We start from the raw sequence: 16,542 nt of genomic DNA, 5'->3' as shown, positions 1-16,542 counted from the left end.
GGCCCCGCGCATGGCTATAGTGCCGCTTCAAGTTTTGGTATGGGATCAGCACAATGACGCACCCTTTGGTCGGGATCATCATGGGCAGCCAGTCGGATTGGCCCACCATGCGCGAGGCGGCGGATATGCTCGACCAGCTTGGCGTGGTCTATGAAAAACGCATCGTTTCCGCCCATCGGACACCAGACCGGTTGTGGGATTATGGCAAAACAGCCGCAACGCGCGGTTTGCAAGTCATCATCGCAGGGGCAGGCGGGGCGGCGCATCTGCCGGGTATGATGGCGTCAAAAACCCGTGTGCCGGTGATCGGTGTGCCGGTCCAGACCAAGGCGTTGGGCGGTGTGGACAGCCTGTATTCCATCTTGCAAATGCCGCGCGGTTTTCCGGTGGCAACGATGGCCATTGGTGCTGCGGGTGCGGCGAATGCGGGGCTGATGGCCGTTGGTATCTTGGCTTTGCAAGATCCTGCCCTTGCTGCACGGCTGGACGCATGGCGCGCCGCCCTTTCTGCCGCTATTCCGGAAGAACCTGTCGATGAATAATGCTTTGCCAATCGGGGCCACCATCGGAATTCTGGGTGGCGGGCAATTAGGGCGGATGCTGGCGGTGGCGGCAGCGCGGTTGGGATTGAAAGTGCATATCTTTGAGCCGAGCGCCAACCCGCCCGCAGGCGATGTGGCGCATCGCGTGACGACGGCCAGCTATGAAGACCATGCCGCACTGACCGCGTTCGGCCAATCGGTCGATGTGATCACCTATGAATTCGAGAACATCCCCACCTCTGCCCTCGACCTGCTGGAAACACTGGCCCCGATCCACCCGGGGCGGCAGGCGCTGGCGACCAGCCAGGACCGGCTGATCGAAAAGACCTTTCTGCAAGGGTTGGGTCTGCAAACTGCGCCCTTTGCCGATGTGCCTGATATGGCGGCACTCGATGTGGCCATTGCGAGCATCGGCGCGCCCGCGATCCTCAAGACACGGCGCATGGGCTATGACGGCAAGGGGCAGTCGCGGATCAAGACGGCCCAAGATGCGCCGCGCGCTTTGGCCGATATGGCGGAGGCGCCTGCGATCCTCGAAGGTTTTGTCAACTTCACCCACGAGGTGTCGGTGATCGGCGCGCGTGGGCAGGACGGGTCGGTCGCCTGCTATGACCCTGGCGAGAACGTGCATCAGGATGGCATCCTGCGCACGACCAAGGTCCCCGCCAACCTAACTGCCAGCCAGCGCACCGATGCAGTACTGATCGCGGCGCGCATCCTGAACGCGCTGGATTATGTCGGTGTCATGGGGGTCGAGCTTTTCGTCACGCCACAGGGCCTGATCGTCAATGAAATCGCTCCGCGTGTGCATAACTCGGGGCATTGGACCCAGAATGGCTGCACCATCTGCCAGTTCGAACAGCATATCCGCGCCGTGGCGGGCTGGCCTTTGGGCGACGGGTCGCGCCATGCCGATGTGATCATGGAAAACCTGATCGGGAATGACATGGACAGGCTGGGCGATTACGCGAAAACCGATGCGGCGATCCATCTTTACGGCAAGGCCGAGGTAAAACCCGGCCGCAAGATGGGCCATGTCAACCGCATCTTCCGAGCCTAGATATCCCCGCCGGAGGCTTGTCGCCCCGCAGGGGCGGCAAAACCTTATTCAGTCCCGAGGATCACATCCGTCATTGTCAGGTCCGGGTCAAAGCGGCCATTGCGCAAAAATTCCAGTACCTGCGTGATCACCACCGGATTATTCATCATGAAGGTATGCGTCACCGGCAACACGATATGGTCAGCCATGCCATCAAGACGTGTCGAATTGACCGATACCTTGCCGTCATCTGGCCCTTCGATCAGGGCAGAATAGACGGGGTTCAGGCTACGGTTGCCCGCGATGATACCGATCTGAAAGGGCAGATAATCCAGCGAGTTGGGAAAACTGTCCTCCTGCGTGCCAAGCTGTAACCCTGCCGGGCCGTTGACCCATTGGAACGGCTCGAAATCGCCAAAGATATCCACCAGTTCCGATCCGCCATTCGGCGGCCCCAGCATCACGACGCGGCCCATTTTTTCGGGGCGGTTATTGGTCAGCCAGGCGCGCACAAGGATGCCACCCATCGAATGGGTCACGAAGTTTACCCTGCTGTCACCGCAGGCGGCCACATCCTCGGTCACATAATCGGCGACAAGGTTCGGGATCGTGCTTTCGGTGGATGGATAGCCGCGATTGACAACGCGGTAGCCTTCACCCTCAAGCACCAACGCCATGGCGGTCATCGAAATTTCGGTTCGGGCAAGGCCGTGCAACATGACAACGCAGTCCTGCGCGACCACAGGCGCGGCCACGAAGGCCATCATGACAGAGGCGACAAATGTCTTCATGACCTGATAAGTAGGGATCGCTGTGCCGATGCGGAACCCCCGAACATACCAGAACCTAACGTCGCGCGGGCAGCGCGATGGCGATCCCACCCAGAACCAGCATCCCCGCAATGATCAGCTGGGCTGTCACAGGTTCTGCCAGCAGCAGCGCACCGGCGGCGACGGTCAGGACCGGCACGCTCAGCTGCGCGATACCGGCAAGGGTTGCGGCGATCTGCGGCAGGATGTGATACCACAAAGCATAGCCAAGCCCCGATGTGACCGCACCTGCGATGGCGGCGGTGGCGACACCGGCGACGGACAGCTGGCCCGCGTCTGACAAAGGCAGGACCAACAGCACCAAAGGCAGGCACAGCACGAAATTCGCAGCACTGGCCCCCAGCGCATCAGGCTCGCCACGCCCCAGCAGCGTATAGCCCGCCCATGCCATCCCCGCGATGATCATCGCGGTGGCACCACCCCAAGGCAGGGCCTGCGCCCCCGATGGCCATAGCAGAACGCAAAGCCCACCAAAGGCCACCATTGCCCCCAGCCAGCGCCGTGGCGGGATCACCTGCCCTGCGGCGACCGACCAGCCAAAAATCACGACCTGAATGACACCGAACAGGATCAAGGCCCCGATGCCCGCATCAAGGCTCAGGTACGCCCATGAAAACCCGACCATATAACCGGCAAGACAGACAGCGCCCCCGATCCTGCGGCCAGACCACAGCGGCGGGCGCGCGGTGCCGCGCAAACCGACCAAGACCCAAAGCATCAAGCCACCTGCCACCACGCGGATCGCTGCAAAATCCATCGGGTCCATGCCATAGCGCGCGACACCCAGCCGGTTCAGCACCGAATTGGCGGCAAAGGCAGACATCGTCACGGCCAGCAAAACGAAAATTCTGATCACATCGCTGTCCAATATGCCGTGCGGGATTGACCGCTATTGCACTAGGTCAATCCATAAGACACGACAATGGGCAGGATGCCTGTCCGACCCTTTATCCGGCAGCGCGGACACCCTTGGGGCTGGCAAAATCGTTTGTGACCAATGGCTTGTCATTGTGGACATGGCGTTGCACCATTTTTGCTGCCTGTTTGCGGGTCATGCTGGGACGGGCAGGTTGCGGGTTGTCCAGCAGGGCCTTGAGATTGGGAAACAGCTGGAAAATCCGCGTGACAGAGGACCAGGGCAGGCTTTCGTACATTTCCGGCGCAATCAGCAGCGTTTCCGCCCAGGCACCATTGGCCCAGACGATTTCATGTGCGTCACACAGGATGTGGTAATAAGTGACCCCATCGTTCAGCGCGGCGCTTTCAACGCCGGGAAGGCCGATCAGATGCTTTGCCGCGACAAACATTTCCTGAGCGTCGAACATCCGTTCGACGATAGCGGATGCCACCATGATCCGGTGCTGGCCTGACACCATCATATCGCTGGCCGGCATATCACGACCCAGCGCGCCCTTGCGGATCAGGACTGGCTGCAAGCTGGGCTGCAACGCCAGTTTTGCTGCATCGGCCTGCCAATGTCCGGCCCAGCGGATCGGTTGCAAGCCATGATCGCGGGTCAGGACCAGATCGCCGGGCTGCAGGTCTTCGACCGCTTTCGCGCCAGATGCCGTCGCGATCATCGTGCCTTTGGTGAAACAGACGATCCGCCCGGTTAGCGCAATGTCATCGACCCAGATTTCGCCAGCGTTACCACCGGTGCGCCCCGCAAAGGAAAAGCCCCAATCGGTCTGATCGGCGGCGGTAAGGCCAGATTTGCCATCCACCGACGGGATCATGGCGTTCAGCTGTATGCCATTGAAATTGACATTGACCAGACCGTTTTCCTGAACACTGACGGTCATCTGGCCCGCAGCCAAGTTTTCGAGGTTCGTCAGACCGTTCAGCTGATTAAGAACATTGCCGTTCCAGACAATCTGAATGGACTGATTAAACGGCATGACCCTGATCGACAAACCTGTCGATAGACCCTGTTCCAACGAACCCTGCTGGGCAGATGTGACCCCGTCACCGGCCGCTGGCAGGGTCGATGTCCGGCCAAAGTTGAATGAAAAACCGTCAATCTGACCATTTCCAGAGGAATTCACGTTCGAGGGGACGATATCGACATTCGCGGTCATCGTGAAACTGGTGGCTCGCGCGTCCGATGGTTGGCCGCCCACGGCGTCAAAGCGTTCGTCAGCGAATTCGGCAAAGCCCCCAACCTGCCTGCCGCTATATACAATCAGTTCGTTGTCATTGTCGCCGTCGTTGGCGCTGTCTCTGATCTGGGTGTTGGTGCCGGTTGTCTGAGATGCTTGTCCGGGGCGGACGGTGACGCTGAGCGATCCAGAGACGTTCTCGCCGCCATCAAAATTGTTTGTGTATGTAAAACTTTTATCTGCCACCTGACGCACCTTTCACCGTCGCAAAGAACAGACTTACCGCGACAATTCACCCATTAACCATGCCCGCACTGCAACCACACACAGACTGTGTCAGGGCCAGCGCTATTCCGGCTTTCTGGCTTTTTTGAGGCTCGCGCCCCAAGAAATCTTAAAAATGTGTAAAGAAAAAGGGCGGCCCGCGATGGGACCGCCCTTTGTAGCAATGTTGTAGCACTTGGCTGGCTGTCGGTATTTGCAAGCAAACACCTGCCACCTGCCAGTCAAATCCTGACGGATTTCGCTTACATCATGCCGCCCATGCCGCCCATGCCGCCCATGTCACCCATGCCGCCGCCATTGCCGCTGTCTTTCGACGGCTTATCGGCAATCATGGCTTCGGTGGTGATCAGCAGGCCGGCAACGGATGCCGCGTCTTGCAGGGCTGTGCGCACGACCTTGGCCGGGTCGATGACGCCGAACTTGAACATGTCGCCATATTCTTCGGTCTGCGCGTTAAAGCCGAACGACTTGTCGTTGCTTTCGCGGATTTTGCCAGCAACGACGGACCCGTCGACGCCAGAGTTTTCCGCGATCTGACGCAATGGTGCCTCGATCGCCTTGCGGATGATCGCGATGCCGACGTCCTGATCAGAGTTTGCACCCTTCAGACCTTCCAGAACCTTACCGGCCTGGATCAGCGCAACACCACCACCAACAACAACGCCTTCTTGCACAGCAGCGCGTGTTGCGTTCAGTGCATCGTCAACGCGGTCTTTACGCTCTTTGACTTCGACTTCGGACATGCCGCCGACGCGGATGACAGCAACACCGCCAGCCAGCTTGGCCACACGTTCCTGCAGCTTTTCACGGTCGTAATCGGACGATGTGTCTTCGATCTGGCCACGGATCTGGGCAACGCGTGCTTCGATTTCCGCTTTGTTGCCAGCACCGTCAACGATAGTGGTTTCGTCCTTGGTGATCGAAATCCGCTTGGCAGACCCCAGCATGTCGATGGTGACGTTTTCCAGCTTCATGCCCAGATCTTCGGAAATCACCTGACCACCGGTCAGAATGGCGATATCCTGCAGCATCGCCTTGCGACGATCGCCAAAGCCTGGGGCCTTGACCGCTGCGATCTTCAGACCGCCGCGCAGCTTGTTGACCACGAGTGTCGCCAATGCTTCGCCTTCGACGTCTTCAGAGATGATCAGCAAAGGCTTGCCGGACTGGATCACGGATTCCAGCAGGGGTACCATTGGCTGCAGCGACGACAGTTTCTTTTCGTGCAGCAGGATGATCGCATCCTCCAGCTCGACTGTCATTTTCTCGGGGTTGGTCACAAAGTATGGCGACAGGTAGCCGCGGTCGAACTGCATGCCTTCGACGACAACGGTTTCTGTTTCCAGACCCTTGTTTTCTTCGACGGTGATCACGCCTTCGTTGCCGACTTTCTGCATCGCATCCGCAATCTGGCGGCCGATTTCAGATTCGCCATTGGCAGAGATCGTGCCGACCTGTGCGACTTCGTCGCTGTCGTTGACGGGACGGGCGGCAGCCTTGATCGCTTCGACGACTTTGGAGGTTGCCAGATCGATGCCGCGCTTGAGATCCATCGGGTTCATGCCAGCGGCGACAGATTTCATGCCTTCGCGGACAATCGCCTGTGCCAGAACGGTCGCAGTCGTGGTGCCGTCGCCGGCTTCATCATTGGTGCGGTTGGCCACTTCTTTGACCATCTGCGCGCCCATGTTTTCGAACTTGTCTTCCAGTTCGATTTCCTTGGCGACAGAGACACCGTCCTTTGTGATGCGCGGTGCGCCAAAGGATTTGTCGATAACCACGTTGCGGCCTTTGGGGCCAAGCGTCACTTTGACGGCGTCGGCAAGGATGTTCACACCCTTGAGCATCCGGTTACGCGCGTCGGTGCCGAATTTTACTTCTTTAGCAGCCATTTGCATGTGCTCCTTGAATTATTGAAAAGGGGAAAGGCGGTATCGCCGGGATCACATGATCCCGAGGATGTCGCTTTCCTTCATGATCAACAGCTCTTCGCCGTCGATGCGGACTTCGGTGCCGGACCATTTGCCAAACAGCACCGTGTCGCCGGCCTTGACGGCCATCGGGATCAGCTCGCCACTGTCCTTGCGCGCGCCTTCGCCGACGCTGACGATTTCACCCTCTGCGGGCTTTTCCTTGGCGGTGTCGGGAATCAGCAGACCGCCCTTGGTCTTCGTATCGCTTTCGATACGGCGGACCAATACGCGGTCGTGAAGTGGTTTAAATGCCATTTCAGAACTTCTCCAGTTCGGTTATCGATAATGTTAGCACTCAGCCAGTCCGAGTGCCAACGGCAGGTAGATATGAACCGTTCACGCGGCTGTCAACAGGCCCGCGCCGATTGTACCAAAGATTTCCGGCTGGTTTTGGCCGATGCCGAAATCTTGGCTCGGCAGTCTTGTGCGCGTCGCTTTGAAAGATCAATTCGGGGGCTTGCTGTCGTCATCCGACAAGATGCGCCAGGCATCGCCTTCAAGGTCGTCGTATTGATTGGCCCGCAGGCTCCAAAGAAAGGCTGCAAGGCCCAAGGCCCCCAGCACCAGCGACACGGGGATCAGGATCACCAGAACGTTCATACCCGTCCTTTCATACGCAATGCGTTCACCAGCACGGTGATCGACGAGGTGGACATGGCGATCGCGGCCAGCAGCGGGGTGGCGAAACCGGCAACCGCAATCGGGATCGCGATGATGTTATAGGCGGCCGAGATGCCAAAGTTCTCCACGATCCGTTTCTTGGCGGCGCGAGCAACAAGCGGCAGTTCGATCAGCGGCACAAGGCTGTCGTTCAGCAGAACGATATCCGATGCCGCGCGCGATGCATCAGCGGCGGTTGCGGGCGACAGCGATGCATAGGCCGCCGTCAGCGCGCCGGTATCGTTCAGCCCGTCGCCGACCATCAGCACCTTGGCCCCTTGGGCGGAGAGCGCGTTGATATAGGTAATCTTATTTTCCGGCTGGGTTTCGGCCTGCCAGCGGGTGATGCCCAGCAGATCGGCGACCCTTTCCGTTTCGGCCCTATCGTCGCCCGACACCAGATGCACGGTCAGACCGGCCTTTTGCCAGGCAATCACGAGGTCCTGCGCACCGTCGCGCAGTCCTGCGAGCAGTTTGATCTTGCGCGGTGTGAGCTGTCCGATTTGCAGATAGGTGCCGACCCCGGCCCCCAACCATGCACCGGACCCAAGCCGGATAATCTGGCCGTTCCAGACCGCGCTGAGGCCCTGACCGGAATGTTCTTTCTGGTCGGTAACCGTGGCGGGCGTCACCCCGTCCAATGCGGCGGCAATGGCCTGCGACACGGGATGGCTGGCGTTCTGGGTCATGGCAAGGGCGATGGCCTGTTCGTCTGCGGTCAGCGTATCACGCGCGGCGACGGGCATCGTCAGCGTGCCGGTCTTGTCGAACACAACGGTATCCACTTCGGCTAACCGTTCCAGCGCAGTGCCGTCCTTGACCAGCAGACCCGCGCGGAACAACCTTCCGGCGGCGATGGTTGATACAGCAGGCACCGCAAGACCCAGCGCGCAGGGGCAGGTGATGATCAGCACGGCGACCGCGATATTCACCGACAGGCGCACATCGCCCGACCACAATACCCAGCCCGTGAAGGTCGCCAGCGCCAGCAGATGCACCATCGGCGCATAAAGCGCCGCCGCCCGGTCTGCGATGGCGGTGTATTTGTTGCGTACGGCCTCGGCCGCATCGACCATCGTGACCAACTTGCGCAGGGTGGTGTCCATGCCCACTGTCGCGGCGCGGATGGTCAGCGGGCCGGTCATATTCACTTCGCCCGCCGTCACCTGTCCGCCAGTGGCGGCATGGTGCAGGCGGCTTTCGCCGGTCAGCATCGACCGGTCGATCTGGCTGGCGCCATCAGTCACTTCACCATCCACGGGAATCCGCCCGCCGGGCAGGACCAGCACCAGATCGCCCACGGCAAGATCGGCGAAATCCACCATTTCGCGCGCGCCATCCCGCAGGCGCATCACGCGCGGCACCTCTAACGCGGCCAGCTGTGCGGCGGCGGATGCAGCAGCCTTGCGGCTGCGGTGGTCCAGATAGCGCCCGATCAGCAGAAAGAAGACGAGCGACACCGCCGCCTCGAAATAGGCATGTTCGCCGCCATAGAGTGTTTCGAACAGTGACATGCCGGTGGTCAGGATCAGCGCCAGCGAGATCGGCACATCCATGTTCAGCCGCCGCACCCGCAAGGCCGACCATGCATGCTGAAAGAACGGCTGACCCGCATAGGCCACGGCAGGGATGGAAATCGCCGCACTGAGCAGGTGGAACATATGCTGGGTCGCGCCCACAGCACCCGACCAGATGGCCACCGACATCAGCATGACATTCATCATGGCAAAGCCTGACACCGCGATGCGGGTCATCAAGGCGCTGCCGACAGGGTCTTTTTCTGCACTCAGAAGGCTCTGATCAAGGCTGCGCGCCTCGAACCCTGCGAGTTCCAGCGCGTCGATCAGCGCCTCTGGCGCAAGCGGTTGGTCAAGACCAATTGTCACGCGTTTCATCGACAGGTTGACGCGGGCAGAGGCGACGCCGTCAAGCTTTTCCAGCGCGCGTTCCACGCCGGTGATACAGGCGACACAATGGATCGCGGGCAAGGACAGCATGATCTGTTCGGCCCCGCGCGACGCCGCTTTTTTCAGCGCTCCTTCGGGGATGCCGATGCAGGCGGGGCAGGCGGCTGTATCGCTCATCGGTCACGCAACTGGATACGGCGGCGAAAGATCGTGCCGTCCGCGGATTCCAGCTCCAGCCGCAGGTTCCAGTAACCGTCGCGCGATGGGACCATCGCAATCAGCGCGGTCCCGGTCCATGTGAAATCGGGGGTGTGATCTTCGCCGGTATGGGTGGCACGGCCAAAGATTGCCTTTTGCACCTTGGGCTGGACGGGGATGCTATCCGCGTCCTGGATCGCCAGCGTCAGCAGACCGTCGTCCAGCGTTGCCACCACATCCCAGCCAAGCGCGTCCTGCGCTGTGCGGTTCGCCTCGAAGGTCTGGCTGGCGACATAGGTGCTGCGCGCTTCGACACCTGGAAAGGTGGAAATCGCCAGATAGGCCATACCTAAATTGACGCTGATAATGATCCCGAAACCACCCAGCATGACCGCCAGCATATGCTTGCCAGTGAATTCGCGTGGTTTTTGCAGATTTGCAGTCATTGCGCGGCCCTTCCGTTGAAAATACTCTCCGTGAATGCCCGTTCGCCGGTGATTGCATCCTCAACCCAGAACCGCAGGTCGATGCGGTCGGCAACTGCAGCAGGCGTGCCAGCTACGGCCGAGACATAGACGCGCTGCAGCATGGTTTCATTCGCAGGCACTGTGACGATGTTCAGATCCGCGCCTTCCAGCCTGATATCCAGCGGTTGATCCGATACCAGTGACAGCGCAAAGACCCGGTCATCGCCCAGCTTGTTCAGCAGGCGGATGTCATAGATATTGCGCACGGTCCCGTCGCTGAGGACAACAAAGGTCGGGTTGCGCACGGGTGACACGGTCATTTCCAGATCGGCGCGGATGAACATCGCAAAGACCAGCCCCACGCCGATCAGCGCCCAGAGCACGGTGTAAAGCACAGTGCGAAACCGCAGCACATGCGCCCAGATCGGTTTGGCAGGCTTGCCGTTCGCTTCGGCCTCTTGGTCGGACAGCGCCAGATAGTCGATCAGCCCGCGCGGCTTGCCGATCTTGGCCATCACGTCATCGCAGGCGTCAATACAAAGGGCGCAGGTGATACATTCCATCTGCTGGCCATCGCGGATGTCGATCCCCGCAGGGCAGACATTGACGCAGGCCATGCAGTCGATGCAATCGCCCGCCCCCTCGACACGCTGCTTGCCGCGTGGTTCACCGCGCCAGTCGCGGTAGGCGACGGTCAGCGTTTCGGGGTCCATCATCGCGGCTTGAATGCGTGGCCAAGGACACATGTAATTGCAGACCTGTTCGCGCATGAACCCGCCAAAGACAAAGGTCGTGGCGGTCAGCACGCCGATCGTGGCCCAAGCGACGAATGGCGCCTGAAATGTCGCCAGATCCCGCGCGAGCGTTGGCGCATCTGCGAAATAGAACACCCATGCGCCACCCGTGGCGACGGCGATCAGCAACCAGACACTCCATTTGGTGGCCCGCAGCCGGATTTTGCGCGCGTCCCACTTGGCGTTCCACAGCCGGACACGGGCGTTCCGGTCGCCTTCGATCCAGCGTTCGACAAGGATGAAAAGGTCGGTCCAGACCGTCTGCGGGCAGGTATAGCCGCACCAGACGCGCCCCAGGGCCGAGGTGAACAAGAACAACCCCAGCCCCGCCATGATCAGCAATCCGGCCACGAAATAGAATTCATGCGACCAGATTTCGATCCAGAAGAAATAGAACCGCCGGTGCGCCATATCGATCAGCACCGCCTGATCGGGCAGGTTCGGCCCACGGTCCCATCTGATCCAGGGCGTCAGGTAATAGATGCCCAGCGTGACTGCCATCACCCACCATTTAAGGTTGCGGTAAAAGCCTTTCACACGGCGCGGAAAGATCGGCTCTCGCGGTGCGTAAAGCGGTTGGGGTTGTGGGGAAGACATGAAGTACCTTGTCAAAACGGGTCTGTTCGCAGTCTTCGTTCTAAAGACTCGGGCGCAAACATCCTTGATGTGGATCAAGCATCGCGCTCGCTTTTGGTTTTGAACGGGCGTAAGTCAGATTCCATGCAGATCATCCGCCTTGAAAACACCCCGTCCTTGCCGTTCTGGCGCAGACCCATCGCGCTTTTGTTCGTGATGGCCATGGCTATGCCGGTGGCCTTTGCGACATGGTCCGCACTGTTGAACAATTTCGTAATCGAGGTCGCGGGTTTCGATGGGGCCGATATTGGCTGGCTGCATTCGGTGCGCGAGATACCGGGGTTTTTTGCGATCGGGGTGATCGCGCTGATCATGTTCATCCGCGAACAGGTGCTGGGGCTGGTGGCCTTGGTCATGCTGGGGGCGGCGACGGCGGTGACCGCGCAATTCCCGTCGATGGCGGGCATTCTGACGGTGACGATGCTGTCGTCTATCGGGTTTCATTATTACGAGACGGTCAACCAGTCGCTGCAATTGCAATGGATCGACAAGAACAAGGCGCCCCAGACGCTGGGCTGGCTGTTGTCGGCAGGGTCGGCGGCGACGCTGCTGGTTTATCTGTTGATCGTGCTGACATGGGACAGGTTGGGGCTGAGTTTCAGCCTTGTCTATTGGGTGTCGGGCGGGTTCACGGCGGTTGTCGCCATCTTTTGCCTGCTGGCCTATCCACAGTTTGAATCGCCCCATCCGCAGAACAAACGGATGGTGTTGCGCCAACGGTATTGGCTATATTACGCGCTGCAATTCATGTCCGGCGCGCGGCGGCAGATTTTTGTGGTCTTCGCAGGCTTCATGATGGTCGAGAGATTCGGCTTTAGCGTCTCGGACATCACCCGCCTGTTCATGTTCACGCTGCTGGTGAATATGATCGCGGCACCCTTTCTGGGGCGGCTGGTGCAGGTGTTCGGTGAACGGCGCGCGATGGTCGTCGAATATGTGGGGCTGACGGGCGTGTTCTTCGCTTATGGCGGGCTTTATTATTTTGGCTGGGGGATCGCGCTGGCAACGGGGCTTTATATTATCAACCATATTTTCTTCAGCCTCGCGCTGGCGATGAAGACCTATTTTCAGAAAATCGCGGACCCCGCCGATATTGCGCCGACAGCGGCGGTCGCCTTTACCATCAACCATATCGCGGCGGTATTTCTGCCCGCATTGTTGGGCTATGTCTGGCTGACCTCGCCGGCCTATGTGTTCATGCTTGCGGCGGGCATGGCGCTGGTGTCGCTGGGTCTGTCGCTGCTGATCCCGCGCCATCCAGCACCTGGCCACGAAACAGTGTTCCAAAACCGCCTGCTGGCCGCGGCAGAGTAGAAATTACATCCGCCAGCCCTATATCTGACCCAAAGCACAGGAGCCTGATATGTTTTTCATGAAAAGCGCCAAATCCGAAATGATCTCGCCCACTGCCGCCCTGCCGGGGCGCGCAAACCCGATCCCCACAGCTGCCACGCATTTCGTCTATGGCACACCGATCAGCGCGGATGTCCCTGCGGGGATGGAGGTCGCGATTTTCGGGATGGGCTGTTTCTGGGGCGTGGAACGCATGTTCTGGAAACTGGACGGCGTGCAATCGACGATGGTCGGCTATGCCGGCGGCTATACCCCCAACGCGACCTATGACGAAGTCTGCACCGGCAAGACCGGCCATAACGAGGTGGTGCGCGTGGTCTATGACCCCGGCGTGATCAGTTATGACCAGTTGTTGCAGGTGTTCTGGGAAGGGCACGACCCGACCCAGGGCATGCGGCAGGGCAATGACCGTGGCACGCAGTACAGGTCCGGCATCTATACGTTCAACGCTGCACAAAAACAGGCCGCCGATGCATCGCGCGATGCTTTCGCCCCGCGTCTGACGCAGGCAGGTTTTGGTGCCATCACGACCGAGATCATCGACGCCCCCACGTTTTATTTCGCCGAAGACTATCACCAGCAATATCTGGCCAAGAACCCGAATGGCTATTGCGGGATCGGTGGGACCGGCGTGACCTGCCCAATCGGTGTCGGCGCTTGACCACGGCGTGATGCGGACCTAAGCCGCCTCATCCTTTGCGAAAGCGACAGCCATGACGACGTATACTGCCCTGACAACGATGCCCGGCGAAGACGCGGCCTATGCCTTGTCCGAGGCGCTGGAACATCTGGACCCTGAACCTATCGGTACCGGCGTGTTCGAGATCGAGGATGGGTCCGGCCTGTGGGAAGTCGCGGCCTATATGACCGACCGCCCCGATGCAGGCGTGCTGGCTGTGCTGTCGGCGCTGCATGGTGCCAAGCCATTCACGATTTCCGAAATCCCCGATCAAGACTGGGTGTCAAAGGTCCAGCGCGATCTTGCCCCTGTCCCTGCGGGCCGGTTTTTCGTTTACGGATCCCATGATGCCGACAAGGTACCTCAAGACAGCATCCCGCTGCTGATTGAGGCTGCGATGGCTTTTGGCACCGGCCACCACGGCACGACGCTGGGCTGTCTGCTGGCGTTTGAGCAGGTGCTGGATCTGGGTTTCACCGGCGGGCGTATCCTTGATTTGGGCTGTGGTACTGCGGTGCTGGCGATGGCAGCGGCCAAGGTGCTGGGCGGGCCGGTGCTGGCCAGCGATATCGACCCTGTCGCGATTGATGTCGCGCGTGCGAATGTCACCGCGAACGCGCTTGACGGGCAGGTTGACTGCCTTGTCGCTGCGGGCTTTGGTGGTGGCGATCCGCGCATGACCGGACCGTTCGATCTGATTTTCGCCAATATCCTCAAAGGCCCGCTGATCAGCCTTGCGCCTGAAATCAGCGGCAACATGCAGCCCGGCGGCTATTTGATTCTTTCGGGCTTGCTGAATGAACAGGCCGACGAGGTGATCCACACCTATGCCAGCAACGGCTTCGACTTGTGCAAAATGTCACGTATCGGGGATTGGGCAACATTGATCGTGCGGCGCCAGTCACTGATATCATCAAATTTATAGCGATTATGCCTTAAATGGGTTGTTTCAGGTCGGATTTTTGGCGATCCTGACGCTGTTGATGATGTTGTTCCCGAGGACGGCTGTTTTATGGCACAGGCCAATTTACCTTTTGAAAAGCGTTTGAAGCAAATCACGCGCAAGCATGATCAGCTTGCCAAAGGTGCGATAAAGTCGGTGACGTCGGACGGCCTGATCGTGATGAAGCCGCGCGCCTATCGGCCTAAGTTCCCGCTGCGTGCCATGATCGCTGTTGTGGTTTTAGGGTTTATGTTCAAGGGACTGTTGTTGGCCAGCATTGGGAACGTCGCCTATGCCGAGCGTGTCGCCAGTCTGGCACAGGGCGGCGTGATGGACCGTGCAGGCGCATGGGTGATGCAGATCGACCCCGCGACCGTCCTGATTGGCGATTTCCTTGCACCCTATCTGGGCGACCTGCGCTAAACACACAAAGCCGCACTGTCGCCAGCGCGGCCATATCTGCAATGATGCGGTTGGTTCAGCGTGCGGTGCGGCTTGCAATCATGTCGATGTCGCTGATGCACAGGCCGATGTCGTCCAGTTCACGCGCCGACAGCTTGGACAATGCGTTGCGTGTGATGCGGGCGTCGTTCCATGCGGCAAAGGCACCGATGATATAAACGACGAATCCGGCGGACATGCCGGCGGTCGTGCGGTTGGTTGCAAAAGTGGCCATGGCCATGATCCTTGTACATGCTGCTGTGCAGCGAAAATCTGATAAGCGGCATGTAGGGGCCTTTTCAGTACTACACCAGATTTGTTTTTGCATGGGTCATATGCGTTTATAGAATGACTAATTTTTGCGCATTAGGTCACTAAAACACCTTTAATCATTGAGCTTCAGTCGGTTGCTTTCAGAACGTAGAACGCGGCCCAGCTTCGTTTTGCGACGACTTGCCATCGCAAAGCTGCTTGGTCTTTGTTCGCCTTTTGTGCTAACGTCCTGACAACCAAGAATAAGGGGCGAGCAATGCGCGTATTGGGGATAGATCCGGGCCTGCGAAACATGGGCTGGGGGCTGATCGACGTGGCCGGATCACGGATCACCCATGTTGCCAACGGCATTGCCCATTCGACGGGTGACGATCTGGCGATGCGGCTATTGTCGCTCCACGACCAATTGGCTGCGATGATCGCGCTGCATCGTCCGACGCAGGCGGCGGTCGAACAGACCTTTGTCAACAAAGACGGGGTCGGTACTTTGAAACTAGGGCAGGCGCGCGGGATCGCGCTGTTGGTGACGGCGCAGGCGGGGCTGACGATCGGGGAGTATGCGCCCAATGCGATCAAAAAGGCCGTCGTCGGCGTGGGCCATGCCGACAAGGTGCAGATCGCGCATATGGTCAAGTTGCAACTGCCCGGTGTGAAACTGGCGGGGCCTGACGCTGCCGATGCGCTGGCCATTGCGATCTGCCATGCCCATCACCTGCAATCTGCGAACCGGCTGAACGCCGCCCTTGCAAAGGCGAGCGCATGATCGGGAAAATCGCCGGACGGCTGGAATATCGCAGCACCGACCATGTGCTGATTGACGTGCGCGGGGTCGGCTATCTGGTCTATGTGTCTGACCGCGTCATGGCCAGCCTGCCGCGCAATGGTGAGGCGGTGGCACTTTATACTGACCTGCTTGTCCGCGAAGACCTGTTGCAGCTGTTCGGTTTCACCACGCTGGTGGAAAAGGAATGGCACCGCCTGCTGATGTCGGTGCAAGGGATCGGAGCGAAAGCCTCGCTTGCCATCCTTGGTGCGCTGGGGGCGGATGGCGTCAGCCGCGCCATAGCACTTGGCGACTGGAACGCCGTGGCCAAGGCGCGTGGCGTGGGGCCGAAAACCGCGCAGCGCGTGATTATCGAGTTAAAGGACAAGGCCCCCGGCGTGATGGCGCTGGGTGCGGGCCTGTCCGCCGCAACCGGCGATGAGGTGATCGAGGCAGACCCCGCCCCCGCACCGCGCGCCACCCCGCAACCCGCCAGCACTGCGCAGGCCGATGCAATGTCGGCACTGGCGAACCTTGGCTATGCGCCGGGTGATGCGGCAAGTGCCGTGGTGCAGGCGCTGGGCGCTGATCCGCAGGCGGATGCCGGTGTGCTGATCCGCGCCGCCTTGCAGCTGCTGGCGCCAAAAGGCTAGATGGGCG

18 protein-coding genes are annotated in these 16,542 nt (G+C 59.7%); 8 read left to right on the top strand and 10 right to left on the bottom strand.

Annotated features, from left to right (window positions below):
• Positions 1-53 precede the first annotated feature (53 nt).
• Together purE and SKA53_RS08375 are read left to right on the top strand one after the other, a co-directional pair.
• Entirely contained in the window at positions 54-542 is a 489-nt protein-coding gene (gene purE / locus SKA53_RS08380; RefSeq protein ID WP_007205690.1) for a 5-(carboxyamino)imidazole ribonucleotide mutase, read from the top strand.
• The gene (locus SKA53_RS08375; protein ID WP_007205689.1) at positions 535-1,602 is read left to right on the top strand and encodes a 5-(carboxyamino)imidazole ribonucleotide synthase; all 1,068 of its coding nucleotides are present in this window, start codon (positions 535-537) and stop codon (positions 1,600-1,602) included. Before purE ends, SKA53_RS08375 begins: the two co-directional genes overlap by 8 nt.
• A 44-nt stretch (positions 1,603-1,646) precedes the next feature.
• On the opposite strand, the gene SKA53_RS08370 is transcribed toward SKA53_RS08375, so the two are convergent.
• The 9 genes from SKA53_RS08370 to ccoG form a co-directional block, all read right to left on the bottom strand.
• A complete protein-coding gene (locus tag SKA53_RS08370; protein ID WP_007205688.1) occupies positions 1,647-2,372 on the bottom strand; it encodes an alpha/beta fold hydrolase in 726 nt (241 codons plus the stop codon).
• A 55-nt stretch (positions 2,373-2,427) separates the two neighbouring features.
• The gene (locus SKA53_RS08365; RefSeq protein ID WP_040483225.1) at positions 2,428-3,264 is read right to left on the bottom strand and encodes a DMT family transporter; all 837 of its coding nucleotides are present in this window, start codon (positions 3,262-3,264) and stop codon (positions 2,428-2,430) included.
• Positions 3,265-3,358: 94 nt separating this feature from the next.
• On the bottom strand, positions 3,359-4,756 hold the full coding sequence (locus SKA53_RS15045) for a Hint domain-containing protein (RefSeq protein ID WP_007205686.1): 1,398 nt from the start codon (positions 4,754-4,756) through the stop codon (positions 3,359-3,361).
• A 281-nt stretch (positions 4,757-5,037) separates the two neighbouring features.
• Complete coding sequence (gene groL, locus SKA53_RS08355) at positions 5,038-6,687, bottom strand: chaperonin GroEL (RefSeq protein WP_040482870.1); 1,650 nt, start codon at positions 6,685-6,687, stop codon at positions 5,038-5,040.
• A 51-nt stretch (positions 6,688-6,738) separates the two neighbouring features.
• On the bottom strand, positions 6,739-7,023 hold the full coding sequence (locus tag SKA53_RS08350) for a co-chaperone GroES (RefSeq protein ID WP_007205684.1): 285 nt from the start codon (positions 7,021-7,023) through the stop codon (positions 6,739-6,741).
• Between the two features lie 189 nt (positions 7,024-7,212).
• Positions 7,213-7,368, bottom strand: coding sequence for a cbb3-type cytochrome oxidase assembly protein CcoS (gene ccoS / locus SKA53_RS08345; RefSeq protein WP_007205683.1), 156 nt, complete (start codon positions 7,366-7,368; stop codon positions 7,213-7,215).
• Positions 7,365-9,512, bottom strand: a complete 2,148-nt coding sequence (locus tag SKA53_RS08340) for a heavy metal translocating P-type ATPase (RefSeq protein ID WP_007205682.1) — start codon at positions 9,510-9,512, stop codon at positions 7,365-7,367. Before SKA53_RS08340 ends, ccoS begins: the two co-directional genes overlap by 4 nt.
• Positions 9,509-9,979 carry a FixH family protein gene (locus SKA53_RS08335; protein ID WP_007205681.1) on the bottom strand — a complete coding sequence of 157 codons (471 nt, stop codon included), beginning with the start codon at positions 9,977-9,979 and terminating at the stop codon, positions 9,509-9,511. Before SKA53_RS08335 ends, SKA53_RS08340 begins: the two co-directional genes overlap by 4 nt.
• Positions 9,976-11,391 (bottom strand): cytochrome c oxidase accessory protein CcoG, encoded by a 1,416-nt coding sequence (ccoG, locus tag SKA53_RS08330; RefSeq protein ID WP_040482869.1) that lies wholly within the window; start codon positions 11,389-11,391, stop codon positions 9,976-9,978. Before ccoG ends, SKA53_RS08335 begins: the two co-directional genes overlap by 4 nt.
• 123 nt (positions 11,392-11,514) lie before the next feature.
• Here ccoG and SKA53_RS08325 point away from each other — a divergent pair, with 123 nt between their 5' ends.
• The 4 genes from SKA53_RS08325 (at position 11,515) to SKA53_RS08310 (ending at position 14,828) form a co-directional block, all read left to right on the top strand.
• Positions 11,515-12,744: an MFS transporter gene (locus SKA53_RS08325; protein WP_007205679.1), complete on the top strand. Its 1,230-nt coding sequence runs from the start codon at positions 11,515-11,517 to the stop codon at positions 12,742-12,744.
• Between the two features lie 49 nt (positions 12,745-12,793).
• On the top strand, positions 12,794-13,444 hold the full coding sequence (msrA, locus tag SKA53_RS08320; RefSeq protein WP_007205678.1) for a peptide-methionine (S)-S-oxide reductase MsrA: 651 nt from the start codon (positions 12,794-12,796) through the stop codon (positions 13,442-13,444).
• Between the two features lie 52 nt (positions 13,445-13,496).
• Positions 13,497-14,387, top strand: coding sequence for a 50S ribosomal protein L11 methyltransferase (locus SKA53_RS08315; RefSeq protein ID WP_040482868.1), 891 nt, complete (start codon positions 13,497-13,499; stop codon positions 14,385-14,387).
• Between the two features lie 120 nt (positions 14,388-14,507).
• Positions 14,508-14,828, top strand: a complete 321-nt coding sequence (locus SKA53_RS08310; RefSeq protein WP_242601252.1) for a hypothetical protein — start codon at positions 14,508-14,510, stop codon at positions 14,826-14,828.
• Positions 14,829-14,883: 55 nt separating this feature from the next.
• On the opposite strand, the gene SKA53_RS08305 is transcribed toward SKA53_RS08310, so the two are convergent.
• The gene (locus SKA53_RS08305) at positions 14,884-15,087 is read right to left on the bottom strand and encodes a DUF1127 domain-containing protein (protein WP_007205675.1); all 204 of its coding nucleotides are present in this window, start codon (positions 15,085-15,087) and stop codon (positions 14,884-14,886) included.
• Between the two features lie 288 nt (positions 15,088-15,375).
• Between SKA53_RS08305 and ruvC the strand changes: the two genes are divergently transcribed.
• Together ruvC and ruvA are read left to right on the top strand one after the other, a co-directional pair.
• On the top strand, positions 15,376-15,882 hold the full coding sequence (ruvC, locus tag SKA53_RS08300) for a crossover junction endodeoxyribonuclease RuvC (RefSeq protein ID WP_007205674.1): 507 nt from the start codon (positions 15,376-15,378) through the stop codon (positions 15,880-15,882).
• Positions 15,879-16,535, top strand: coding sequence for a Holliday junction branch migration protein RuvA (gene ruvA / locus SKA53_RS08295; protein WP_007205673.1), 657 nt, complete (start codon positions 15,879-15,881; stop codon positions 16,533-16,535). The genes ruvC and ruvA overlap by 4 nt, the downstream gene beginning before the upstream one ends.
• The last annotated feature ends 7 nt before the right edge of the window (positions 16,536-16,542 follow it).

Source organism: Yoonia vestfoldensis SKA53, assembly GCF_000152785.1.
Lineage (GTDB): Bacteria > Pseudomonadota > Alphaproteobacteria > Rhodobacterales > Rhodobacteraceae > Yoonia > Yoonia vestfoldensis_A.
The sequence above is the reverse complement of the archived record's forward strand: the minus strand, read 5'-3'. Positions and strand labels throughout refer to the sequence as shown.